This window comes from Sinomonas sp. RB5, from assembly GCF_054063535.1.
Window position 1 is genome coordinate 125,334 of the sequence record NZ_JBSSGJ010000002.1, and the last position, 20,651, is coordinate 145,984.

A 20,651-nucleotide genomic window follows, 5' to 3' on the forward strand; every position below is an offset into this window, starting at 1 on the left:
AATCCACGAGGAGGATGCCATGAAGCCCATCCGACCGGTCCTGGGCACCGCCGCCCTGGCGGCGCTGCTCACGCTCACCGCCTGCTTCGGCCCTCCGTCCCCGGCGCCGTCCCCCTCGTCGCCGTCCGCGAGCACGACGGCGAGCAGCCCGCCCGCCTCCTCCTCGCCCACCGCCTCGGCGAGCACGACGGCGAGCGGCAGCCCCGCGCCGTCGTCCTCCGCTCCCTCGTCCCCGGCACAGACGACCCCGCCCGCCGCGCCGAGCCAGCCCACGGTGGCCCCGGCCCCGCCCGCCTCCTCGGCGCCGGCCGCGGGCGGCCAGCTCCCCGAGCAGACCGCTCCCCTGACCATCTACTACATCGCCATCGAGGACGGTGGCGTGTCCGGGCCGAGCGTCGGGTGCGGCGACTCCGCCGTGGCCACCTACACGGAGCCCGTGACGTTCCGCGACCAGGTCGGGCCGAGCCTGACACGGCTGTTCGCCAACCGCAGCCGCGAGGTGGGCCAGTCCGGGCTCGTCAACGTGCTCTATCAGTCCACCCTGAAGTACCTGGGTGGATCGTTCGACGGCACGACGATCACCGTCTACCTCTCGGGCTCGTTCTTCCTGGGCGGGGTGTGCGACATCCCGCGGGCCGAGGCGCAGATCAACCTCACCGCAATCGCGGCCGCAGGGGCCAAGCGGGCCGCGGTGTTCGTCAACGGGCGACCGATGGCGGATGTGCTGAGCCTCAAGTAACGGCGGCACACCTGTGCCCGGACACCGTCGCCATCGGCGCGCTGCGGGCCTACGCTGGAGGTGGGGCCGGAAGCGCACCCGCTGCCCGCGGGGCACGGTCCCGTTTCGCGAACCGAGGCGGAAGACATGGCTGGATTCGAGCCTGACGACGACGAGCGCGTGCACACCGAGGCACCGGCCGAGGGCGACACCGAGGTCGACGGCACGGGGATCCGCGCCCATTCCGAGGACGCGGCGGAGGGGCCTGACGAGGACTGAGGGGCCTGAGCGCGTCCAGTACTGTGGGCGCATGGAGTTCGCGTACGAGGTCGAGGTGCTCCACCTCCTCGTCTCGCCCGCGCACGCCTACTTCGGCCGGGCACGTGACGGCGCCGCCGACGTGCCGTCGGAGGATGCCGAGCACATCGAGGTCGTGGCCGGCAAGGGGATTGTGGGCGACCGGTTCTTCGGCAAGGCAGCCCACATGGACGCCGCCCTGACCATCCTGGCCGTCGAGGGACTCGAGGCGATGGCCGCCGAACTGGGCGTGGCGCCCTTCGATCCGCTCCTCACCCGCCGGAATGTGATCCTGCGCGGCGCGGAGCTGCCGCCCCTCCTGGGCGCCGACTTCGCGCTCCGCCAGGGTGGGGCCGCGGTGCAGCTGCACGCCGGCCGGCAGGCGCACCCGTGCGCCTGGATGGACCGCATGCTCGCCCCCGGGGCGCACGCCGCCATGCGGGGACGCGGCGGCATCCGCTGCCGGCCCATCAGCGGCGGGACCCTGCGCCGCGGTCCGGCGACGCTGCTCAGCCCCGTGGAGCTCGTCCCCGCCGCGGCGGGGACGGCGCGGGTCCTGCGCCCGTCACGACTGCCCTAGCCGGGCTCACCGTCCCGCTGCGACCACGCGGGCCAGGTTGGCCAGGCCCTTCTCGAAGTCCTTGCCCACCATGCTGTCGACCTTCATGAGCTTCGCGACCACGCCCGCGACGCCCCTGTTCTCGCCCTTCATCACCCACGTCACCCGGGTGCCCCCGCGGTCCGGCTCGAAGGTGAAGCCGGTGGGGTTGACCGCCTTGAACGGCTTGACGAAGACCAGCCGGAGCCGGATGCTCCGGGGCTCCTCGGCCTCGAGGATCTGCATGGTGCCGGCACCGGCCCTGCGGTTCCCGCGCCAGGAGTACTGTGCCCCCGTCCCGGCGGCGGGTCCGCTGAAGGTCCGCTCCATCGCAGGATCGAGCGCCTCCCACGGCGACCAGTCCGCCCACTTGTGGAAGTCCACGACATGCGGGTAGACGGCCTCGGGCGGGGCGGGGATGAAGGCGCTGCGGGAGATCGTGTAGGCGGCCATGGAGCCATGCTAGGCGGCGCGCCCGCCGTCGCGGCAGAGGTCGCGGCACAGTGTCCCGGCGCGTCCGCGCCGGGGGAATCCGTCTCCGGGCGCCCGTCCGAGGACGGAGCGGCCCGAGGGCGGGGCTAGCGCCTGCCGCTGCGCGAGCGGCCGAGGATGTACCCGATCAGCGCCAGGATGAGCAGGATGATGCCCACCCAGAGCAGGAAGTTCACGGCCTTCACGAACCCGCCGACGAACAGCAGGATGATGGCGATGATGCCCACGATCACCAGAAGAGTGTTCATGCGGCGGAATTTCCCTGAATCACGCTGGATGAAACACTCCGGACAGCCACGGCACCTGCGGCGGCTGCGGCGCACACCGCATCGGCACGGCGTGCCGTGGTCGGGTGGCTGCCCCGCTGTGTGGGGTCCAGCGCTTCCGGCCCGGGTGGGTGTGGGGTTCCGGCGGTGTGGGTTTCTGGTTGGGGTGGTGTCAGGCGGCCATCTTGCGGCGCATGCGGTCCAGGAGCCGGCGCAGCAGGCGCGAGACCTGCATCTGGGACACCCCCAGCTCCGCGGCGATCTCGGACTGGCTCATCTCGTCCACGAACCGCAGCTTCACCAGCAGCCGATCCTGCTCGCTCGCCCCCTCCAGCGCGCACGCGACCATCTGGCGCAGCTCCACCTGCTCGAACCCCGCCTCGACCACCGGCACCAGGTGCGCCGTGCGCTCCCCCTCGCCCTCGCCCGAGGAATCCAGCGGCTCGATCGCCGCCGCGCTCATCGCCGCATCCACCGAGCGGGCCTCCGCGACCTGCTCCGGGCTGGCCCCCGTCGCCTCCCCCAGCTCCGCCAGGGACGGCTCCCGGCCCAGCTCCTGCACCAGCCGGCCACGGGCCTCCTTGACCCCCAGCCGCAGCTCCTGCAGCGACCGCGGCGGACGCACCACCCAGGACTGGTCCCGCAGATAGCGCTTGATCGTCCCGGAAATCGTGGGCACCGCGAACTGCACGAACCCGTGCCCGGCACCCTCCCGGTACCGCTGCGCCGCCATCACCAGCCCCATCCGCGCCACCTGCCGGATGTCCTCGAAGTCATGCCCGGGCACCCGGTGCCGCCGCGCCAGCGCATCCGCCAAACCCAGATGCTCCACCACCAACGCCCCCGCCGCACCGCCGTGGGCCGCGTCCTCGCGGCCCCCGGCCGCATCCTCGCGGGCAGCCCCCTCAGGCGCACGTCCCGCGGCGGGCTCGCCCGCCAGGCCCCCGGCCAGGACCGCCAGGGGACTCCTCGACTCCATCACAGCTGACTCACTCACAGCGACCTACCCTCCTCTGCACCGCCCAGCGGCCGTGCCCGGCATTGATGCTGGCTACCTCGAAGTCTTCAACGAGACAGACCTGTCTGTTCCGCCGAGAAGAGTTATATAGGTAGACAGACCTGTCTGTCCAGCGTGCTACCATCGATGGCATGGACGGTCGAGAAAACGGCCGGGCCCCCGAGGCCGCGGCACGCAAACCTGCCCGCGAGCGGATCCTTGAGACCGCCTACGGGCTCTTCGCCAAGCGCGGCGTCAGAGACGTCGGAATCGACGAGATCATCGCGAGATCGGGTGTCGCCAAGGCGACGTTCTACCGGCACTTCCCCTCGAAGGAAGCCCTCGTGCTCGCCTACATGGACCGCTGGTACCAGGTGCGGCACGACGCCATCGAGGAGGCCATCGCCCACGCGCACAACCCCGACGACGGCCTGCTCGCCGCGTTCACGGTGCTGGACGACTGGTTCAGCCGCGGCGCCGCCGAGGTCAACACGTTCCTCCACGTGATGATCGAATTCGGGGCCGAGCACGCCCTCGGCCGAGCGGCCATGGCCCACCTCGCGGCCATCCGCGAGCCCCTTGCGGCCCTCGCCGAGGCAGCAGGGCTCGAGGACCCCGCAGGGTTCGCCTGGTCGTTCCACATCCTCACCGAGGGCGCCATGGTCGCCTCCATCGAGGGGGACCAGCGCGCGGCGCTCCGGGCCCGCAGCCTGGCGCGTGTGCTCATCGACCTGCACCGGCCGGACCGGCGGCCCACCGCCGCGCGGCCCGTGGCAACGACGGGCCCCGCGGCCGCGCGAAACAAGGCTGGCGGCAGAGACTCCGCGAAAGCGCGCGAGGTCGGGGAGTCCGCACGCGCGCGGGAACTCGACGACGCCCGCCACTAGGCCCCTCAAGCCCCCGGCAGCTCTCATAGTGCAGGCTGCGCCCAGCCCCTCGGGGTCTGGGCGCAGCCTGCTGCTGCGTGGGCCGCGCGTGGCGTGTGCGGGCTACTGAGCGCGCCGCGAGTCCGGGGGCACGGGTCCGCCCGGAGGGAATGGCTGACCCGGGGCTGGCCGCCCCGGGGACGGGAGATCCGGCTCCGGCGCGCCGTCAGGGTCGAACGGCGGGAACGTGTCGGGCCCGGGGTCCGGCGGAATGCTCGGCCCGGGCGGGACACCGGGCTCCGGCGGGCGGTGCGGAGGCGCGGGCTCGGGGGGCATCGTCTCGAGGACGGGGGCGCTGGAGGAGAGCACCGAGCTGTCCGCGACAGCGCTCACCTCTACGGCACAGACGGTGGAATCGATGGTCTTCATCCACACCTCCTTCCCCGTGCGGCCGCCCTCACACAGTCTGGATTCGGAACGCATGCCTCCGGGCGATGTTTGACCGGCGGGGTGCATGGGAAACGGGAGGGCATGCGGCGCGGGGAGCACTCCCCGCAGCCCGCGGCAAGGACCGGAGGGAGGGGGCATCCCAGCCCCTTCTCGCTTCCCAGAAGGAGAAAGCCATGGGTATCGGAGACAAGTTCGAGAACAAGGCCGAAGAGCTCAAGGGCAAGGCCAAGGAAGGCGCCGGCGAGGCCACGGACAACCCGGACCTCGAGGCCGAGGGCAAGGGCGATCAGGCGAAGGCCGGCGTCAAGCAGGCCGGCGAGCACATCAAGGACGCCGCCAAGGACATCACCGGCCACTGAGGCCGCCCCTCGCCGAACGATTCACCCGCGGACCGGTCTGACCTGATCGGTCCCGAGCACCACGAGTCCACCTGAGAAGGAGCTAATCCATGGGCATCATCGCGTTCCTCATCCTCGGCCTGATCGCCGGGGCGATCGCGAAGGCCATCCTCCCCGGCCGCCAGGGCGGGGGCATCCTCATCACCATGCTCTTGGGAGTTGTGGGTGCCCTCCTCGGAGGCTGGATCGGAAGCGCGATCTTCGGCGTCGGGCTCGCGAACTTCTGGAGCCTGCAGACGTGGATCGTTGCGATTATCGGCTCGCTCATCGTCCTCGGCATCTACGGCGCCGTGGTGCGCCGACGTGCCTGAGGCCCAGTAGCCGACCTTCGACGGCGGCGGCTCGCCCACCCGGGCGGGCCGCCGCCGTCGTGCGTGGCGGGCAGTAGCCACGGCCTAACAACATTGGGTGCATATTGGACAACTTTCGGGCTAGGATGTGGGCGTGACGCCCCAAGAGACTGAGCTGACCGCAGAGACCCAGACCGCCCTCGAGCGCGCCGACGCCGCCCACCGCCACGAGGCGCTCTTCTCCGAACGAGCGCACAACATCAGGCAGTCGGCGGTGCGGGACGTGTTCGACATCTCGATCCGCCCGGGCCTCGTCTCCCTCGCGGGCGGCTCCCCCAGCCTGACTCGGCTTCCGCTCGGCCTCGTCGCCGAGACCGCGCAGCGCGTCATCATGGACCACGGCATGGAGGCGCTGCACTACGGCGGCGGCAAGGGCACGCTCGCACTGCGGGAGCTGATCTGCGAGATCATGGCCGAGGAGGGCATCCTCGGCGCCTCGCCCGAGGACGTCGTGGTGACCACGGGCTCCCAGTCGGCGCAGGACATCGCGGCGAAGGTGTTCTGCAATCCCGGCGACGTGGTCCTCGCCGAGGACCCCACGTACGTGGGAGCGCTCAACACCTTCGAGGCGTACCAGGTCCGCGTCGAGCCCGTCGGGATGGACGAGGACGGGCTCGTCCCCGAGCTCCTCGAGGCGCGCATCGCCGAGCTCGAGGCCGCCGGGGCCACCATCAAGCTCCTGTACACGATCCCCAGCTTCAACAACCCCTCGGGCATCACCCTGGCGGCCGAGCGGCGCCAGCAGATCGTGGACATCTGCCGCGAGCACAACATCCTGGTCCTCGAGGACAACCCGTACGGCATGCTCCGCTTCGACGGGAAGCCGCTGGCCCCGCTGCGCGCCGACAACCCGGACGACGTCATCTACTGCGGCTCGTTCTCCAAGATCTTCTCCCCCGGCGTGCGGCTCGGCTGGGCCCTCGTCCCCAAGCACCTCTACCGGCGCTTCTACCTCGCCGCCGAGGCGGTGGTGCTGTGCCCGTCCATGCTCAACCAGATGCTCGTCACCGAGTTCTTCCACTCCTTCGACTGGCGCGCGTACCTCGCCGAGTCGCGCGCCGTCTATGCCGAGCGGTGCGCCGCCATGCTGCACGCGCTCGGAGAGCACTTCCCGGCCGAGGCGACGTGGACGACGCCGAGCGGCGGCTTCTTCGTCTGGGTCACCCTCCCCGACGGGATCGACACGTATCCCCTGCTCCATGAGGCGATCGAGGCGGGAGTGGTCTTCATTCCGGGCGCCGCCTTCACGCCGTCCGATGCGCCGAGCTCGAAGCTGCGCCTCGCCTTCTCCGGCGTGGCGCCCGAGCAGATCCGCGAGGGCGTGCGGCGCCTGGCCCCGGTGGTGCGGGCGGCGGTCGAGGCGAACGCGCGTTATGCCCCGGCCGCCCCGGCCGCTCCGGGACGGGACTAGCCGCCGATCGCCCGGAGGGCGTTCACCTGGCCCTTGCCGTAGAACCCGTTGGCTCCCGCGCCGCCCTGGCACACCTGCGGGGCGCCGCCGTCGATCGCGGGGAACGGCGCGTAGACCGACATGTCCGCCGGACAGGCGATCGGGTCAGCGGAGTTGGCGATCCTCGCCGCGACGGTTCCGGGGTTCGTCACGCCCGAGCTGACAATGAGCGCTGCGAGCCCTGCCACATGAGGCGAGGCCATCGAGGTCCCCTGGAGGTAGCAGTAGGTCGCACCCGAGGCGTCGACCACCGGGCGGAGGCAGCTGCCCATGAGGTCCTTCGGCCACGTCGACAGCACACGGCCGTTCGGAGCGGCGGCCGTGCGCTGCAGGATGGAGTCGCCGCCCGGCGCCGCGACGCCGACGACTCCGACACCGTAGTTCGAGAAGAACGACTTGAGGCCCAGGTTGCCGGTGGCCGAGACCGTCACGACGCCGGGGACCTCGGCGGGCACCACGGCGCAGGCGTTGGTGATGTCCCGCGTCACGGGCGTGGTGTCGTCCGGGCTGGTGGCGTCCTGGGTCGGATGGGCGAGGTCGTCGGACTGGTTGTCCGCGGCTGCGACCACCGTGACCCCCTGCTGCTGGGCGTAGCGGATGGCGCGCCGCTCGGCCTCCCAGATCGCCCTCTGGCCCGGATCGTTCTTGCAGTTGAAGAGCCAGGGGTCGGCGAAGTAGCTGTTGTTCGTGACCTGGATGCCGTGGTCGGCGGCCCACATGAAGGCACAGACGATCGCTTCCGGGTAGAAGAGGCCGGCCGCGTTGCCGGCCTTGATGCCCGCGAGCTTCACGTTCGGGGCCATGCCCACGATCCCGATGCCGTTCTTGGCCGCCGCGAGGGTCCCGGCTGTGTGCGTCCCGTGGCCGTTGTCATCCATCCACGTGCTCGGCGCCGTATCTGCGACCCCGCCCACGCACGAGCGAGCGCGAGAAATCGACATTCGGCGCGAGGTCCGGATGCGACCAGTCGAGCCCGGTGTCGATGTCCCCGACCACCACCGAGGGGCTGCCGCCGTTGACCTCCCGCGCCTCGGGGGCATTGATCTGGTCCATGTCCCACTGCAGGGCCGAGAGGCTGTCCCCGCCCGGCGCCGGGGCCGGAGGAGCAGCGGGGCCTGGCGCAGCGCCGGCGGCGTCGGCCTGGAGCGCCACGCCGAACGCGGACGTTCCGGCCGCCGCGTCGACGCTCGGGTCTGCCGCCCGGAGCCTCGCGGGGAAGTCCGACGCCGCCGAGCTCACCACCGCGACGCCGATGGCAGCGTAGTCCCCCACGAGGGTGCCGCCGACCGACGCGATCGCGCTGAGGGACGTGCCGGCGGCCTTCCCTCCTGATCTGTAGAGCACGAGGTAGTTCTGGACGGCCTGCGCCTGCTGCGCAGCGGAAGCCGTGGTCGCCGCGCTCGCGGCGGCTGCGGCGGGGGAAGTGCCCGCGGCGAGGGCGGCGGGGACAGCTCCCGCCACCGAGAGCCCCACCGCGAGGCCCGCGCAGGCCAGAGGCCGTGCGAAGGTACGTGATCGCATCGTGTGCCTTTCGTCCCGCTGGAACGCCTGGGTGCGGGGCGCTTCAGCCTGAACCTCCGACCCGAAGACTAGTGATGCGGCTCATGCCAGAAAAGAGTCTGCTGCCACTGGCGCGCGTGCTCCTGTCATGTGCCTGTCATGTGCGCTCATAGACCCAGGGCAGGCGCGAGATCGTGAGCCGGTGCCGCCCGCTCCCAGCCGCTGCCGGGTCCCCGTACTGCGCGTCGCCGGCCCACAGGACGGCCTCGATCCTCCCGTCGGCGTCCAGGAGCTGGTAGCTCGCGAAGCGGGCCGCCGGACGGGGAGCGCTTCCCAGGGCGTCCTCGACCGAGCCGGCGCCGGCCAGGCCATGCAGCGTGAGCCACGTCGGCGGGAACAGCACCATCTCCCCCGCCGCGTGCCGCTCGAGGGCCACGGCCGGGCGGAGCCAGGCGGAGTCCACGTGCTCGTCGGCGCTCAGCAGCATCTCCCCGCCCGGGTCGCGGGCCAGGAAGAACCATGTGGTGAGCCGCTTGGGAGCGCGGGCCGGGGGCACCCAGCGGGAGAGCTCCACGAGGTGCGACTCGGCCAGGAGCAGCCCGGTCTCCTCCCGGGTCTCCCGCACCGCGGCCCGACGCACGGCGGCGGGGGCGGCCGAGAAGGCGTCGTCGTGCGCGGCGTGCTCCTCGGGATCGTCGGGGTGGGAGTCCTCGGGGTCGACGCGGCCGCCGGGGAACGCCCAGGCGCCGCCGAAGGACCCGGCCACGGGCCTCTCGAGGAGCAGGACCTCCAGCCCCGCCTCCGCGTCCCGCACCACGACGACGGTGGCCGCACGGCCCACGATCGGTGATTCCATACCGACACTGTAGGCGCATGATGGGGCAGTACCTCCTCACGTCTGAGCACGACTGAACGGAAGGCAGCATCATGGGCAGAGTCGTCGTCATCGGTGCCACCGGGCACATCGGGTCCTACCTCGTGCCGCGGCTCGTGCGCGCGGGCCACGAGGTCGTCGCCGTGAGCCGGGGAAGCCGGCAGCCGTATTTCGAGGCCGCCGAGTGGGCCTCCGTGGAGCGTGTCGCCGCAGACAGGGACGCCGAGGAGGCGGCCGGCACCTTCGGTTACCGGATCGCCGGGCTCGAGCCCGACGCGGTGGTGGACCTCCTCTGCTTCACCCCCGAATCGGCGCGGCACCTCGTCGACGCGCTGCGGCCCGCGAAGCCACTCCTGCTGCACTGCGGGACCATCTGGGTCCACGGCCGCGCGCTCCGCGTCCCCGTCACGGAGGACGAGCCCCGCACGCCGTTCGGCCCGTACGGGACGGGCAAGGCGCGCATCGAGGAGCTGCTGCACCGCGAGACACGCACGGGCGGGGTCCCCGCCGTCGTGCTCCACCCCGGCCACATCACCGGCCCGGGCTGGCCGGTCATCACGCCCGCGGGCAACCTCGATCCCGAGGTGTGGCGGCGCCTCGCCACCGGCGAGCCGCAGGCGCTGCCGGACCGGGGCCTGGGCGTGCTGCACCACGTCCACGCCGACGATGTGGCGCAGGCCTTCGAGCTGGCGCTCACCAGGCCGGCCGCGGTCGGCTCGAGCTTCCACGTGGTGTCCGCCCAGGCCATGACCCTGCGGGGACTCGCCGCGGGCGCGGCCGCGTGGTTCGGCCGCGAGCCCGTGCTCGAGTTCGTGGATCCCGAGGAGTTCGAGCGCCGGTACGGGCCCGAGCACGCCCGGGCCACGCACGAGCACACCGAGCGGAGCATCACTGCGGGCATCGGGCGTGCCCGCGAGGTCCTTGGCTACTCGCCCCGCTACTCCTCGCTCGAGGCGCTCCGTGAGTCGCTGCGGTGGCTCGTGGACCACGGCCAGGTTGACGTGGGCGGCGAGGCGTTCTGATCACGTCCGCGGGCCACCCCACGGGGCCGCTGCTCCGTGGGGTGGCCCGCGGCGGCGTCAGAGGTTCGGTTGGCCCGCCGGGCGCCCCTCTGCAGGGAGGTCGATGGCCTCGAACTCGAACTCGTCCTCCTCGACGGCGGCGGCGATGTCCTCCGGCTTCATGGCCAGGCCGATCGCGTAGTAGAAGATCAGCAGCGCGAAGGCGACCACGAAGGCGATGTCCACCCATTCGGGCAGGATGCTGAGCGATCCCTTGCCGTAGCGCCCGAGGAGCCCGAGGACCACGAGGCCGATGAGCCAGGGCCAGATCCACGAGGCCGCGCGCCAGTCGAGGTCCCTGCGCGTCTTGAGGGTCTTGGAGCGGTGCAGGGCGATCTCGAAGATGATCCGCCCGAGGAGGACCGCGGTGAGGATCTTCCAGGTCGACTCGAACCCGGACCAGTAGATGATGAGGTTGGCGGCGATGAACCCGAACGGCATGAGCACCTTGGGCCAGGGCAGGCGGTACGGGTGCTCCCGGCCGGCGTGCTGGCGCATGAGCGCTGCGAGGGAGACCGGGGCGAAGGCGTACATGATGGCCGTGGCATCAGTCACGAGGCCCACGAGGGCCTGCCAGCTCGGGAACGGCAGGAGGGCGATGAGGCCCACGCCGAACGCCAGCAGGATCGACCCCCACGGCACTCCGCGCTTGCTGACAGCGGTGAGCCACGGCGGCAGCGCATCGTCCTCGCCGAGGGCGTAGGAGATGCGGGCCGACGTGCCGATGTACACGAGGCCGGTGCCGAACGGGGAGACGACGGCGTCGATCAGCAGGACGATCGCGAGCCAGCCCGCGCCGGCCGCGAGGGCCAGGTCGTAGTACGGCCCGAAGGCGCCGGCGCCGAGCGGCTTGTCCCAGTTCGTGAGGATGTTGGCGGGATCCACGGCGCCGATGAAGGCCACCTCGAGCAGGATGTACACCACGGCCCCGATGGCCATGGCGGTGATGATGGCCTTCGCGACGTCCTTCTTGGGGTCCCGGGCCTCACCGGCCATCTGCGCGGCCTGCTCGAAGCCCTGGAGGGCGAAGACCACCCCGAGCGGAAGGGCTGCGAAGATGCCGTGGAACCCGTTCGGGGCGAAGCCGCCGCCGGCCGAGAAGTTGCCGGGGTGGAACAGGAGGGCCGTGATGACGACAACCGTGAGGATCGGCACCGCCGTCTTCCAGATGACCACGCCGATGTTGCTGTCCGAGAGCCATTTGGCGCCCATGAGGTTGACCATGGTGAACAGCAGCAGCGAGATGGCGGCGATGACGAGCCCGAGCGGCGTCAGCGTCTGGTCGGCGTTGACGAGGTCGATGTTGTTGTCCTTGAGCCACGGTGCGCTCTCGAGGTAGGTGATGGCTCCTTCAACCTCGATGGGGGCGATCGTGACGGCCTGCAGGTAGCCGACCCAGCCCGCGGTGAAGCCCGCGAGGGCGCCGAACGCGTAGTGCGGGTAGCGCGCGGTGCCTCCGGCCACGGGGTACGCGGCGCCGAGGTCGGCGTGGATGAGGGCGAGGACCGCGAGCATGATCGCGGCCAGGACCCACGAGATGATCGAGGCGGGCCCCGCTGACTTCGCGGCGCCGAGGGCACCCAGGAGCCAGCCCGATCCGATGATCGAGCCCAGGGAAACGAACATGAGGCCCCAGAACCCCATGACCCTCTTGAGCGGTCGGCCTTGCCGAACTCCGGACACGGCGTCGTTTGCCATATGTAGTGAGTACTTTCGTTGCACGGTGCGTCCAACGGACCGAAGTCCGCCCCCGATGACCCCACGACAATAGACTGTGACGCAGCTCTCAGCAAACCCAGAGGGCGGCTGATCTGCCGGTGTCTGGGATCCCGGGCACTAGTAGCCGGCGGCGGCGTCCACGAGGCCCTCGAGCTCGCGGCCGGCCGAGTACCGGCGCAGGTTCTCGGCAAAGCGCTCGCCGAGCAGTGGACGGATCATCTCCAGGGTGTCCGCGGCGTGCGGGGTGATGAGCGCATGCGGCTCGTCCCACAGCGGGTGGCCGTCGGGCAGGGGCTCGGGGTCCGTGACGTCGAGCGCGGCGCCGGCGATCGTCCCGGACCGCAGCGCCGAGACCACCGCGTCCGTGTCGACGAGTCCGCCGCGGGCGATGTTCACCAGGACCGCCGTGGGCTTCATGAGCGCCAGCTCGGGCGCTCCGACCAGCTTGGAGGTGTCCGCGGTGAGGGCGGCGGCGACCACCACGACGTCGGCCTCCGGCAGCAGCTCGGCGAGGTGGGCCGGCGTCGTCGTGCTCCTGGCCCCCGGGACCGAGGCGCGGGTGCGGCGCACGACGTCCACCTCCATGTCGAACACCTTCAAGAGGCGCAGGATCTCCAGGCCCACGCCGCCGGCGCCGATCACGAGGGCCCGCATCCCGTGCAGGGACGTCCCGGTGGCCGGGCCCCAGGAGCGGGCGCGGGCGCGCTCGGGCAGGTGGCGCAGGAGCGCGAGCGAGAGGGCGAGGGCGTGCTCGGCGACGGGCTTGGCGTAGGCGCCCTTGGCGCTGGTCCACACCTTCTCGGGGTGCGCGGCGAGCGCGTGTGCGTAGGCCTCGATCCCGGCGGAGGGCAGCTGGACCCAGCGGATCGACGGCGTCGCGTCGAGCGCCGCGAGCAGCTCCCGCTTCGGGTTGCCGTGGTCGAGGACGAGGACCTCGGGCTCCCCGTCGAGCCCGACCAGGGACGCCCCTCCCGCCTCGATCGCCTCGGTCATGAACGGCAGCGGCTCGCCGTGCACGGCAACGCGGACGGGCGCGGACGGGGTCTTCGTGGTCATGGGGCCACCCTATCGGCGCCTACGATCGAGGCGTGCACCGCTTCGCGATCGTCCTGCCCCTGGCGCCCATGGCCATCGGCGAGCGCTACGCGGTGCGGGACTGGCCCCTGCACATCACCGTGATGCCCGTGTTCACGACCTGGGCGAGCGCGGCGCAGCTCGCAGCGGACATGGGCGCCGTGGCCGCCCGGACTGCCCCCATCACGGCCGTCGCGGGGCCCGGGGAGCTCTTCGGGCCGCGGCACGACACTCCGGTGGCCCTCGTGGACTCCCCCGAGGTCCGGGCCCTGCACCGCGACCTCGTCGGGGCACTGGAGATCCACGTGCCCACGTTCCGCCGCCCCGACTTCGCCGGCGACGGCTACCGCGCCCACATCACGGCGACCCGGCGCGGCGCCGCCGAGGAGGGCCAGCCACTGCGCCTGACCCAGCTCGCGCTCGTCGACATGGAGCCCGAGCCCGGCCAGGGGCGGCCGCTGGTGGTCGCCGTCGCCGGGCTCGCCCAGCTGGGGCGCGGCGCCTGAGCGGCGCCCCGCTCCCCTACTCTGCCGCCTGCAGGAGCCCCTGGGCGGCGCGCTCGGCCGTCGAACGGAAGACCTCGGTGGCCTGCTGCGCCGCGGGGCTGAGGCGGCGGCCCGCAAGCTGGGCCAGGAGGATCCTCCGGGCGGGCGAATGCTCGATCGGCACGATCGCGACGTCGGGGCGCAGCGCACTGAGCGCGAGCCGGGGGGCCAAGGCTATGCCGATGCCCGCGGCGACCATGCCCTGGGTCTCGTTGTAGTCGTTCGCGGCCAGGGCGATGCGGGGCTCGAAGCCCGCGCCGCGGCAGACGCGCCTGAGGACATCCGCCACCGGGTGCTCGTCGCGGACCACCCATTCCTGGTCCCGCAGCCGGCCCATGCGCACCGGGCCGCCGCGGGCGAGGGCGTGCTCGCGGGGCACCAGGAGCACGGTGGGGTCGTCGAGCAGCGGCGTGATGGCCAGCTCCTCGTCCTTGATGCGCTCCCAGGGGTAGTCCCACAGGAGGGTCAGCTCGATGTCACGGCGCTTGAGCCGCTCGATGAGCCCGTCCCGCCGGGCGCTGGCCACCGTGACGGCGACCCCGGGGTGGCGCGCGCGGAAGGCCAGGACCACGTCCGGCATGAGCGAGGCGCCGACCGTGGGGAACGTCCCCAGCCGCAGCTGGCCGCGCCGCAGGCCCGCGAACTCCCCCATTTCGGCGTGCGCCGCCTCGATCGTCCTGTCGATCTCGTCCGCATAGCGCAGCAGCGCGGTGCCTGCCTCGGTGAGGACCACGCCCCGCGGGTGCCGCTCCACGAGCGCCACCCCCATCTCGCGCTCGAGCTTGGAGATCTGCTGGGAGACCGCGGAGGTGGTGAAGGACAGGGCCGCCGCGGCGGACGTGAGGGAGCCCAGGCGGCCCACTTCCCGCAGGAGATGGAGGCGCCGCAGGTCGAGATCGGCCATGCGTGGAGTTTAGCAAAAGTAGAGGGACGTCTACTTTTCAGCGATTGTGCTGAAGCATCGCTGCCCTGATCGTAGAAGGAGCAGGCGCTGTGAGGCGCACCACCGAAGGATGAAGGAGAGGACCGTGCAACTCCGCGGTCATTGGTATCGAGGCGGCACGAGCAAGTGCTGGCTCTTCGACGCCCAGGACGTGGCCCGGCATGCCCACACCCCCCAGGAGGCGCTGCGCCTGCTGGCCGACGCGTTCGGGGCGGCGGACGCCCGGCAGCTCGACGGCGTCGGCGGCGGGACCTCGACCACGTCGAAGGCCGCCATCATCACCGCGACCCCCGAGGGACCGTCGGACCTCGACTACCTGTTCGCGCAGATCGGGATCGGCGATCCCACCGTCGAGCTGGGCTCCAACTGCGGCAACTGCGCCACCGCCATCGCGCTCTACGCCGTCCAGTCCGGCATCGTCGCCGCACAGGAGGGCACCACCCGGGTCCGGATGCGCAACGTCAACACCGGTGCGGTGCTGACCGGGACGATCGCGACGCCGGGCCGCCGCGTGCCGACCTCCGGCCGGGCCACGGTGCCCGGCAGCAGCGCGCCCGGGGTGCCCGTGAGTCTGTCCTTCCACTCGCCCTGGGGCGGGACCACCGGCAGCGTGCTGCCGACCGGCAGGCCGGCCGACGCGCTCGCCGTGGGGAGGACCACGCTGAACGTGACCATGGTGGACGCGGGCGCCCCCGCGGCCCTCATCCACGCCGACGACCTGGGGATCGACCTGTCCTCCATGGGCGCCAGCCTCGCCGGGAATCTGCCCCAGCTCATCGCCGCGCGTGCCGCCGCCGGCCTGGCGATGGGCCTGAGGACGCCGGAGGACCCGCCGCAGAACGCGATCCCGAAGATCGGAGTGGTGGCCCCCGCTGCGGACTACACCGCCGCCGACGGCACGCTCGTCTCGGCCGAGAGCCACGACCTGCGCGTGCGCATGCTCTCGATGCTCGCTCCGCACCCGGCCATCGGCCTGACCTCCGCGGTCGCGGTCTCCCTCGCAGCCGCCGTGCCCGGATCGGTGGTGGCCGACGCGCTGCCCCCGGGCCACACCGGGCAGCTGCTGCGCCTCGGCACCCCTGCCGGAGTCATCACCACCGAGGTCGTCACCGACTCCTCAGGCGCCGTCACCGAAGTCGCCCTCCACCGGGCCGCGCGCCAGCTCGCTGTCGCGGACATCGACGTCGCACACTCCAGGGCCAAGACGGCCTGATCCCCACCCCCGGCCCCGCCCTGAGCAGCGGGACCCCCCATCCAGGAAGTTGTTCAATGAAGATCAAGTCCATCCTCGGACACCTCTATGTCCAAGTCCTCGTCGGCGTCGCGCTCGGCATCCTCGTCGGGGCACTCTGGCCCAACCTGGGCTCCTCGCTCCAGCCGCTCGGCGACGGCTTCGTCAAGCTGGTGAAGTTCCTGATCGCCCCGATCGTCTTCTGCACGATCGTCAGCGGAATCACGTCCCTGACGGACGCCAAGAAGGTCGGCCCGACCCTGCTGCGCTCGCTCGGGCTCTTCTACGTCCTCACCGCCCTGGCCCTCGCCCTCGGCCTCGGCGCGGTCCTCCTCTTCCAGCCCGGGGCCGGGATGCACATCGATCCGGCCCACCTCAACGCCTCCGTCGCGTCGAAGTACACCAGCCAGCTGCCCAGCAGCAACCCGGCCGACTTCCTGCTGAACATCATCCCCGCCACGCTCGTGGGGGCCTTCGCCAACGGCGAGGTCCTGCCCGTGCTCCTGGTCGCCCTCCTCTGCGGGTTCGCCTTCACCAAGCTCGGCGCCCCCGGCAAGCTCGCCCTCGACGTCGTCAACAGCTTCAACAAGCTCCTGTTCGTCGTGTTCGGCTACATCATGAAGGTCGCCCCGATCGGCGCCTTCGGTGCCATGGCCTTCACCGTCGGCAAGTACGGCGCGCACTCCATCGGCAACCTGGGGATGCTCATCCTGGCCTTCTACGCGGCCTGCATCGCCCTCGTGGTCATCGGCCTGGGCATCCTCGCCAAGATCACCGGCTTCAGCCTGTGGCGGCTCCTGCGCTACTTCAAGGACGAGTTCCTCATCGTCCTCGCCACGTCCTCGAGCGAGCCCGTGCTGCCGCGCCTGCTCTCCAAGCTCGAGCGGATCGGCTGCGAGCGCGGCGTGGTGGGCCTCGTCGTCCCCACCGGCTACTCCTTCAACCTCACCGGCACCGCCGTCTACCTCACGCTCGCCTCGATGTTCATCGCCCAGGCCTGCGACATCCACCTCAGCTGGGGCCAGATCCTCCTCATGCTCGGCATGATGCTGCTGACCTCCAAGGGCGCGGCCGGGGTCAGCGGCAGCGGCTTCGTGGCCCTCGTTGCCACCCTCACCGTCATGCCCACGCTCCCGGTTGCAGGGGTCGCGCTGATCGTCGGGATCGACCGGTTCATGAGCGAGGCGCGCGCCCTCACCAGCACGGCCTGCAACATCGTCTCCTGCATCGCCGTCGCCCGCTGGGAGAAGGCCCTGGACACGGACGTGCTGCAGGCCGAGCTCAGCTCCGGCTTCGTCCCCACCGAGAACGAGAAGCAGGCGCTCGCCGCCGCCGTCCCCGCCCACTGACCCAGAGAAGGCCTCCCGGCGCCGGCTCGCGCAGCTCGCAACACGCACCCCGAAAGTCGGGGGAGCCGGCGCCGGGACACCACGCACCACAGCACGAAGGACGAAGGACGAACCCATGGCACCCACCGCGCTCGCCGCGATCGAGACCGACGCGATCGGCACGGCCGAGGAAGAGGTCTGCACCGGCGCCCCGCAGGCGGGCGGGTGCATCTACTGCTCGGGCCCCGAAACCGACTGACGACGCGCCTCGGCTGCGCGACCTCCAGCGCTACGCAGCGTCGGGGCCCGAGGCCCGCCGGTGGACCTCGTACTCCTCGAACTCGATGATGCGCCGCTCGCCCGCCGGCGACTCCGCCCAGAAGAGGCCCATGCTCGGGTGGATCTCCAGCACGCGGCCGCCAAAGTGCCACACGCCGCCCACCCTGGCCTCGATGTCCATCCCGGGCCTGAGCTCCCTGCAGGCCCTGATGCGCCCTGGTGCCGCGCCGTGTGCCGCCGCCACTGGTGCCTCCGCTGTCATCCCGGTCTCCGCTCGTCGATGCCTCCGCGGTGCATATACCCCGTCGGGCCGCGGGCTACCCGTCGGCGCGGACGGGGGATTACCCCGGAGCCCGGCCCGCCTAGGGCATGTGGCGCGGCGCGGACCGGTGCAGCAGGTTGAATTTCTCCCAACTGCGTTCCACCGCCATCAGGCTCGTCCGCGTGCGTTCATCGTCGAGCTTCGCGAGGGTCGCCACGATTCCCTGCTGGACGGCCATCGCCCCCGTGAGCGAGGGGAAGAACGAGATGCTCTCAGCCGGCGTGAGGACGACCTCGTCCGCTGACTTCTCGAGCGCCAGGGAGAGGTTGTCCGCCAGCACCACCACCGTGGCGCCGTTGGCCTTTGCTTCCGTCGCGGCAGTCACGGCAACGTCGTACAGGCGCCAGTACGAGCAGACGACGAGGGTGTCCCCCGGTCCCATCCTGGCCACCGCATTGGCAAGGCCTGCGGGATTGTCGAGGAGGGAGCGCGCCGGGTACCCGGCGATCTGCATGTTGTGCACGAACGCGTGGCCCACGGCGGCATAGCTTCCCTGGGCAGTGACGTAGATGTTCTCCGACTGGGCCAGCAGAGCGACGATCCGTGCGATGCGCTCCTCATCCACCCCGCGCAGGAGGCTCGCCAGGGAGTCCGCGTCCTGGCGGAGCGAGGCCCGGAAGGGGGAATCCGCCGTGCGGTGGCTCTCGGAGACCTCAAGCATCGACAGGTGGGCCAGATAGCGCGCCCTCAGGTCGCGCTGCAGGTCGGGCCACCCCGCGTAGCCGAGCCGCTGGGCCATCCTCGTCACACTCGAGATGCTCGTCTGCACCAGCTCGGCCAGTTCCGCTGCCGGGGCGAACGCGGCCTTGGCGGGCTGGCTCGCGATCAGGGCGAACACCTGGTGCGCGCTTCCTCCCAGCGCCTTGTCCGGCAGCAGTGAGCGCAGCCAGTCCTCGACGGAGTCAGCCTCGCCGACCCTCGGCACCGTTTCGTTGCTGGCCACACCGCCCCTTCCCCTTGAAAAAACTATTGCAGAAGGACATTGTCTGCAAAAGACCTTGCGCCTACGATGTCGGATCAAGCGGATCGAACCGTCCGATCACGCTATCCCCCAAGGAGCAAGTTGTGTCCCTTTCCGCAAGGCTAGACCGGCTGCCGCTCTGCAGGCCGCACTACGTCCTCCTCCTCATCGGAGGCCTCGGGTACACCTTCGATGGCATGGACAGCGCGATCGTCGCCTTCCTCATGCCCGACGTCCGCCACGTCTTCGCCCTGTCCTCCGGACAGCTGGGGCTCGTTGCATCGGCCGCCCCCTTCGGCTTCCTGTTCGGCGCCTTCTTCGCCGGCTACCTCGGCGACAGGCTGGGCCGCAAGAAGGTCATGATGTACTCGTTGGCCCTCTACGCGGTGGCCTCCCTCGTGGCCGCGTCCGCCTGGAACTTCGAGGTCTTCCTCATCGCGCGGATCCTCGCCGGTGCTGGCGCCGGTGCCGAGAGCGCCATCATCGCCCCGTTCCTGTCCGAGTTCGTGCCCCGCCACCGGCGCGGCTGGTTCATTGGCGCCCTGTCCGGGTTCTTCTCCTTCGGCTTCGTGGCGGCAGCGCTCATCGGGCGCTTCGTTGTCCCCGAAATCCCCCAGGGCTGGCGCTGGGCGCAGGTCATCACCTTCCTTCCCATCGTGATGCTGCTCTGGTGGCGGCGCTCCCTGCCCGAGTCGCCGCGCTACCTGCAGAACCTCGGCAAGGTCGCCGAGGCCGAGCAGGTCGTCGCCCACTTCGAGCAGAGCGTCCTCGATGCCACAGGCGCCCCGCTCCCCGAACCAGACCCCCACCACGCTGCGGAACCGGCCCCGGTGAAATTCTCGCTGGGCCGAGCCATCGCGTTCCTGTGGGGACCGGCGATGTGGAGGATCACCGCTGTCACCTGGCTAATCTGGTTCGTCATCACCTTCTCCTACTACGGCTTCTTCTCCTGGATTCCCACCCTGCTGATCAGCAAGGGCCTCACCGTCACCAGCAGCTTCACGTTCTCCCTGTACATCTACCTGGCCCAGATCCCTGGGTACTTCAGCGCCGCGTGGCTGAACGAGAAGCTGGACCGCAAGTTCACCATCGCGATCTACCTGGTCGGGTCAGCCGTCAGTGCCTTCTGGCTCAGCGCGATGACGGACACGCTGTGGATCACCGTGGCCGGCATCGCCCTCTCGTTCTTCCTCAACGGCACCTACGCCGGCGTCTACGCCTACACCCCAGAGGTCTTCCCCACCTGGCTGCGCGCCACCGGGGTCGGCCTGAGCTCCTCGTTCGGGCGCGTCGGCTCCATCACCGCTCCCCTGATCATTGGAATCTTCGCGACGCAGTGGGGCTTCGCCGGAGTCTTCGGCATGACGACCGCAGTCCTCGCCGTCGGCGTCGTCTGCACCCTGCTCTTCGCGGTCCGCACGGCCGGACGCTCGCTCGAGGACATCACCGCCAAGGAAATCATCGGCAAGGAGAACCCCGCTGAATACCCAGCAGCCCACTGACATCCCCACCGTCGAAGAGGCCATCGCCTGCGCTGTCGGCTTCCGGCTCTTCACGGTCCTCGCCTTCCGCAAGGACGGCCAGGAGATGGAGAGGATCCACTCCTCCCGTCCCGCCGAATACCCGGTGGGGGGCCGCAAGCAGGTCGGCACTGACGTGGCCGCCGACTGGCTCCGAGCCAGCCTCGAGGAGCAAGTCCCCTTCTTCGGGAAGAGCCGCGCCGACGTGGACCGGATCTTCAAGGATGCCGAGCTCATCGCGAGTCTCGGCTGCGGCTCCATCATCAATGTGCCCGTCATCGCAGCGGGGAAGACTGTCGCGGTCCTGAATGTCCTCGATGCCGAGGGCGCCTATACCGACGACGACGTCGATACCGTCCAGACCATAGCCCGCCACGGCGCACAGGCGATCATCGCCGCCGCGAAGGAGTAA

The 20,651-nt window shown here is 71.1% G+C and carries 25 protein-coding genes; 14 read left to right on the plus strand and 11 right to left on the minus strand.

Annotated elements, in window-relative coordinates; translation table 11 throughout:
• The first annotated feature begins 19 nt into the window (after nucleotides 1-19).
• The 3 genes from ACVWWH_RS03220 to ACVWWH_RS03230 all read left to right on the plus strand — a co-directional run bounded on the left by ACVWWH_RS03220 (nucleotide 20) and on the right by ACVWWH_RS03230 (nucleotide 1,595).
• Entirely contained in the window at nucleotides 20-739 is a 720-nt protein-coding gene (locus ACVWWH_RS03220; protein WP_457315602.1) for a hypothetical protein, read from the plus strand.
• A gap of 126 nt (nucleotides 740-865) precedes the next feature.
• Nucleotides 866-997, plus strand: coding sequence for a hypothetical protein (locus tag ACVWWH_RS03225; protein WP_257125791.1), 132 nt, complete (start codon nucleotides 866-868; stop codon nucleotides 995-997).
• A 31-nt stretch (nucleotides 998-1,028) separates the two neighbouring features.
• Complete coding sequence (locus tag ACVWWH_RS03230) at nucleotides 1,029-1,595, plus strand: MOSC domain-containing protein (RefSeq protein WP_066500855.1); 567 nt, start codon at nucleotides 1,029-1,031, stop codon at nucleotides 1,593-1,595.
• A 6-nt stretch (nucleotides 1,596-1,601) separates the two neighbouring features.
• Here ACVWWH_RS03230 and ACVWWH_RS03235 read toward each other — a convergent pair whose 3' ends face one another.
• From ACVWWH_RS03235 to ACVWWH_RS03245, 3 genes are all read right to left on the minus strand, one after another.
• A complete protein-coding gene (locus tag ACVWWH_RS03235) occupies nucleotides 1,602-2,066 on the minus strand; it encodes an SRPBCC family protein (protein WP_066500858.1) in 465 nt (154 codons plus the stop codon).
• 125 nt (nucleotides 2,067-2,191) lie between these two features.
• Nucleotides 2,192-2,353 (minus strand): hypothetical protein, encoded by a 162-nt coding sequence (locus ACVWWH_RS03240; protein WP_169803085.1) that lies wholly within the window; start codon nucleotides 2,351-2,353, stop codon nucleotides 2,192-2,194.
• A 190-nt stretch (nucleotides 2,354-2,543) separates the two neighbouring features.
• Nucleotides 2,544-3,368 (minus strand): sigma-70 family RNA polymerase sigma factor, encoded by an 825-nt coding sequence (locus ACVWWH_RS03245; protein ID WP_457315603.1) that lies wholly within the window; start codon nucleotides 3,366-3,368, stop codon nucleotides 2,544-2,546.
• 152 nt (nucleotides 3,369-3,520) lie between these two features.
• Between ACVWWH_RS03245 and ACVWWH_RS03250 the strand changes: the two genes are divergently transcribed.
• From ACVWWH_RS03250 to ACVWWH_RS03265, 4 genes are all read left to right on the plus strand, one after another.
• Nucleotides 3,521-4,255, plus strand: a complete 735-nt coding sequence (locus ACVWWH_RS03250; RefSeq protein ID WP_084249628.1) for a TetR/AcrR family transcriptional regulator — start codon at nucleotides 3,521-3,523, stop codon at nucleotides 4,253-4,255.
• A 602-nt stretch (nucleotides 4,256-4,857) separates the two neighbouring features.
• Nucleotides 4,858-5,043: a CsbD family protein gene (locus ACVWWH_RS03255; protein WP_066500864.1), complete on the plus strand. Its 186-nt coding sequence runs from the start codon at nucleotides 4,858-4,860 to the stop codon at nucleotides 5,041-5,043.
• 89 nt (nucleotides 5,044-5,132) lie between these two features.
• The gene (locus ACVWWH_RS03260; protein ID WP_457315604.1) at nucleotides 5,133-5,393 is read left to right on the plus strand and encodes a GlsB/YeaQ/YmgE family stress response membrane protein; all 261 of its coding nucleotides are present in this window, start codon (nucleotides 5,133-5,135) and stop codon (nucleotides 5,391-5,393) included.
• A 133-nt stretch (nucleotides 5,394-5,526) separates the two neighbouring features.
• Nucleotides 5,527-6,843 (plus strand): aminotransferase-like domain-containing protein, encoded by a 1,317-nt coding sequence (locus tag ACVWWH_RS03265; protein ID WP_457315605.1) that lies wholly within the window; start codon nucleotides 5,527-5,529, stop codon nucleotides 6,841-6,843.
• Here ACVWWH_RS03265 and ACVWWH_RS03270 read toward each other — a convergent pair.
• The 3 genes from ACVWWH_RS03270 to ACVWWH_RS03280 all read right to left on the minus strand — a co-directional run bounded on the left by ACVWWH_RS03270 (nucleotide 6,840) and on the right by ACVWWH_RS03280 (nucleotide 9,238).
• Nucleotides 6,840-7,760, minus strand: a complete 921-nt coding sequence (locus ACVWWH_RS03270) for a S8 family serine peptidase (RefSeq protein WP_457315606.1) — start codon at nucleotides 7,758-7,760, stop codon at nucleotides 6,840-6,842. The two genes, ACVWWH_RS03265 and ACVWWH_RS03270, sit on opposite strands and share 4 nt — an antisense overlap.
• Nucleotides 7,753-8,403: a hypothetical protein gene (locus ACVWWH_RS03275; protein ID WP_457315607.1), complete on the minus strand. Its 651-nt coding sequence runs from the start codon at nucleotides 8,401-8,403 to the stop codon at nucleotides 7,753-7,755. The genes ACVWWH_RS03270 and ACVWWH_RS03275 overlap by 8 nt, the downstream gene beginning before the upstream one ends.
• Before the next feature lie 136 nt (nucleotides 8,404-8,539).
• Nucleotides 8,540-9,238, minus strand: a complete 699-nt coding sequence (locus ACVWWH_RS03280) for an NUDIX hydrolase (RefSeq protein WP_457315608.1) — start codon at nucleotides 9,236-9,238, stop codon at nucleotides 8,540-8,542.
• Between the two features lie 71 nt (nucleotides 9,239-9,309).
• Between ACVWWH_RS03280 and ACVWWH_RS03285 the strand changes: the two genes are divergently transcribed.
• Nucleotides 9,310-10,278: an NAD-dependent epimerase/dehydratase family protein gene (locus tag ACVWWH_RS03285; RefSeq protein ID WP_457315609.1), complete on the plus strand. Its 969-nt coding sequence runs from the start codon at nucleotides 9,310-9,312 to the stop codon at nucleotides 10,276-10,278.
• 57 nt (nucleotides 10,279-10,335) lie between these two features.
• On the opposite strand, the gene ACVWWH_RS03290 is transcribed toward ACVWWH_RS03285, so the two are convergent.
• A complete protein-coding gene (locus ACVWWH_RS03290) occupies nucleotides 10,336-12,015 on the minus strand; it encodes an APC family permease (protein ID WP_066500880.1) in 1,680 nt (559 codons plus the stop codon).
• Between the two features lie 138 nt (nucleotides 12,016-12,153).
• Nucleotides 12,154-13,092: an NAD(P)-dependent oxidoreductase gene (locus ACVWWH_RS03295; protein ID WP_457315610.1), complete on the minus strand. Its 939-nt coding sequence runs from the start codon at nucleotides 13,090-13,092 to the stop codon at nucleotides 12,154-12,156.
• Nucleotides 13,093-13,124: 32 nt separating this feature from the next.
• Here ACVWWH_RS03295 and ACVWWH_RS03300 point away from each other — a divergent pair, with 32 nt between their 5' ends.
• On the plus strand, nucleotides 13,125-13,616 hold the full coding sequence (locus tag ACVWWH_RS03300) for a 2'-5' RNA ligase family protein (RefSeq protein WP_066500884.1): 492 nt from the start codon (nucleotides 13,125-13,127) through the stop codon (nucleotides 13,614-13,616).
• Nucleotides 13,617-13,632: 16 nt separating this feature from the next.
• On the opposite strand, the gene ACVWWH_RS03305 is transcribed toward ACVWWH_RS03300, so the two are convergent.
• The gene (locus tag ACVWWH_RS03305; RefSeq protein ID WP_141305544.1) at nucleotides 13,633-14,559 is read right to left on the minus strand and encodes a LysR family transcriptional regulator; all 927 of its coding nucleotides are present in this window, start codon (nucleotides 14,557-14,559) and stop codon (nucleotides 13,633-13,635) included.
• A 124-nt stretch (nucleotides 14,560-14,683) separates the two neighbouring features.
• Here ACVWWH_RS03305 and ACVWWH_RS03310 point away from each other — a divergent pair, with 124 nt between their 5' ends.
• The 3 genes from ACVWWH_RS03310 (at nucleotide 14,684) to ACVWWH_RS03320 (ending at nucleotide 17,416) form a co-directional block, all read left to right on the plus strand.
• Entirely contained in the window at nucleotides 14,684-15,811 is a 1,128-nt protein-coding gene (locus ACVWWH_RS03310) for a PrpF domain-containing protein (protein ID WP_457315611.1), read from the plus strand.
• A 56-nt stretch (nucleotides 15,812-15,867) separates the two neighbouring features.
• Entirely contained in the window at nucleotides 15,868-17,178 is a 1,311-nt protein-coding gene (gene dctA / locus ACVWWH_RS03315; RefSeq protein ID WP_066500887.1) for a C4-dicarboxylate transporter DctA, read from the plus strand.
• Between the two features lie 115 nt (nucleotides 17,179-17,293).
• On the plus strand, nucleotides 17,294-17,416 hold the full coding sequence (locus ACVWWH_RS03320; RefSeq protein ID WP_257125794.1) for a hypothetical protein: 123 nt from the start codon (nucleotides 17,294-17,296) through the stop codon (nucleotides 17,414-17,416).
• 30 nt (nucleotides 17,417-17,446) lie between these two features.
• Here ACVWWH_RS03320 and ACVWWH_RS03325 read toward each other — a convergent pair whose 3' ends face one another.
• Both ACVWWH_RS03325 and ACVWWH_RS03330 read right to left on the minus strand, forming a co-directional pair.
• On the minus strand, nucleotides 17,447-17,617 hold the full coding sequence (locus ACVWWH_RS03325) for a hypothetical protein (RefSeq protein ID WP_157089149.1): 171 nt from the start codon (nucleotides 17,615-17,617) through the stop codon (nucleotides 17,447-17,449).
• Nucleotides 17,618-17,798: 181 nt separating this feature from the next.
• Nucleotides 17,799-18,701 (minus strand): MurR/RpiR family transcriptional regulator, encoded by a 903-nt coding sequence (locus tag ACVWWH_RS03330; protein WP_066500890.1) that lies wholly within the window; start codon nucleotides 18,699-18,701, stop codon nucleotides 17,799-17,801.
• 122 nt (nucleotides 18,702-18,823) lie between these two features.
• Here ACVWWH_RS03330 and ACVWWH_RS03335 point away from each other — a divergent pair, with 122 nt between their 5' ends.
• Both ACVWWH_RS03335 and ACVWWH_RS03340 read left to right on the plus strand, forming a co-directional pair.
• A complete protein-coding gene (locus ACVWWH_RS03335) occupies nucleotides 18,824-20,221 on the plus strand; it encodes an MFS transporter (protein ID WP_457315612.1) in 1,398 nt (465 codons plus the stop codon).
• A 22-nt stretch (nucleotides 20,222-20,243) separates the two neighbouring features.
• Complete coding sequence (locus tag ACVWWH_RS03340; RefSeq protein ID WP_457315833.1) at nucleotides 20,244-20,651, plus strand: GAF domain-containing protein; 408 nt, start codon at nucleotides 20,244-20,246, stop codon at nucleotides 20,649-20,651.

Coding starts and splice junctions, on each gene's coding strand:
- ACVWWH_RS03290 (WP_066500880.1), bottom strand. CDS start 12,015: ATGGCAAACGACGCCGTGTCCGGAGTTCGGCAAGGCCGACCGCTCAAG.
- ACVWWH_RS03220 (WP_457315602.1), top strand. CDS start 20: ATGAAGCCCATCCGACCGGTCCTGGGCACCGCCGCCCTGGCGGCGCTG.
- ACVWWH_RS03275 (WP_457315607.1), bottom strand. CDS start 8,403: ATGCGATCACGTACCTTCGCACGGCCTCTGGCCTGCGCGGGCCTCGCG.
- ACVWWH_RS03235 (WP_066500858.1), bottom strand. CDS start 2,066: ATGGCCGCCTACACGATCTCCCGCAGCGCCTTCATCCCCGCCCCGCCC.
- ACVWWH_RS03230 (WP_066500855.1), top strand. CDS start 1,029: ATGGAGTTCGCGTACGAGGTCGAGGTGCTCCACCTCCTCGTCTCGCCC.
- ACVWWH_RS03250 (WP_084249628.1), top strand. CDS start 3,521: ATGGACGGTCGAGAAAACGGCCGGGCCCCCGAGGCCGCGGCACGCAAA.
- ACVWWH_RS03255 (WP_066500864.1), top strand. CDS start 4,858: ATGGGTATCGGAGACAAGTTCGAGAACAAGGCCGAAGAGCTCAAGGGC.
- ACVWWH_RS03270 (WP_457315606.1), bottom strand. CDS start 7,760: ATGGATGACAACGGCCACGGGACGCACACAGCCGGGACCCTCGCGGCG.
- ACVWWH_RS03325 (WP_157089149.1), bottom strand. CDS start 17,617: ATGGACATCGAGGCCAGGGTGGGCGGCGTGTGGCACTTTGGCGGCCGC.
- ACVWWH_RS03260 (WP_457315604.1), top strand. CDS start 5,133: ATGGGCATCATCGCGTTCCTCATCCTCGGCCTGATCGCCGGGGCGATC.
- ACVWWH_RS03240 (WP_169803085.1), bottom strand. CDS start 2,353: ATGAACACTCTTCTGGTGATCGTGGGCATCATCGCCATCATCCTGCTG.
- ACVWWH_RS03295 (WP_457315610.1), bottom strand. CDS start 13,092: ATGACCACGAAGACCCCGTCCGCGCCCGTCCGCGTTGCCGTGCACGGC.
- ACVWWH_RS03305 (WP_141305544.1), bottom strand. CDS start 14,559: ATGGCCGATCTCGACCTGCGGCGCCTCCATCTCCTGCGGGAAGTGGGC.
- ACVWWH_RS03285 (WP_457315609.1), top strand. CDS start 9,310: ATGGGCAGAGTCGTCGTCATCGGTGCCACCGGGCACATCGGGTCCTAC.
- ACVWWH_RS03280 (WP_457315608.1), bottom strand. CDS start 9,238: ATGGAATCACCGATCGTGGGCCGTGCGGCCACCGTCGTCGTGGTGCGG.
- dctA (WP_066500887.1), top strand. CDS start 15,868: ATGAAGATCAAGTCCATCCTCGGACACCTCTATGTCCAAGTCCTCGTC.
- ACVWWH_RS03320 (WP_257125794.1), top strand. CDS start 17,294: ATGGCACCCACCGCGCTCGCCGCGATCGAGACCGACGCGATCGGCACG.
- ACVWWH_RS03225 (WP_257125791.1), top strand. CDS start 866: ATGGCTGGATTCGAGCCTGACGACGACGAGCGCGTGCACACCGAGGCA.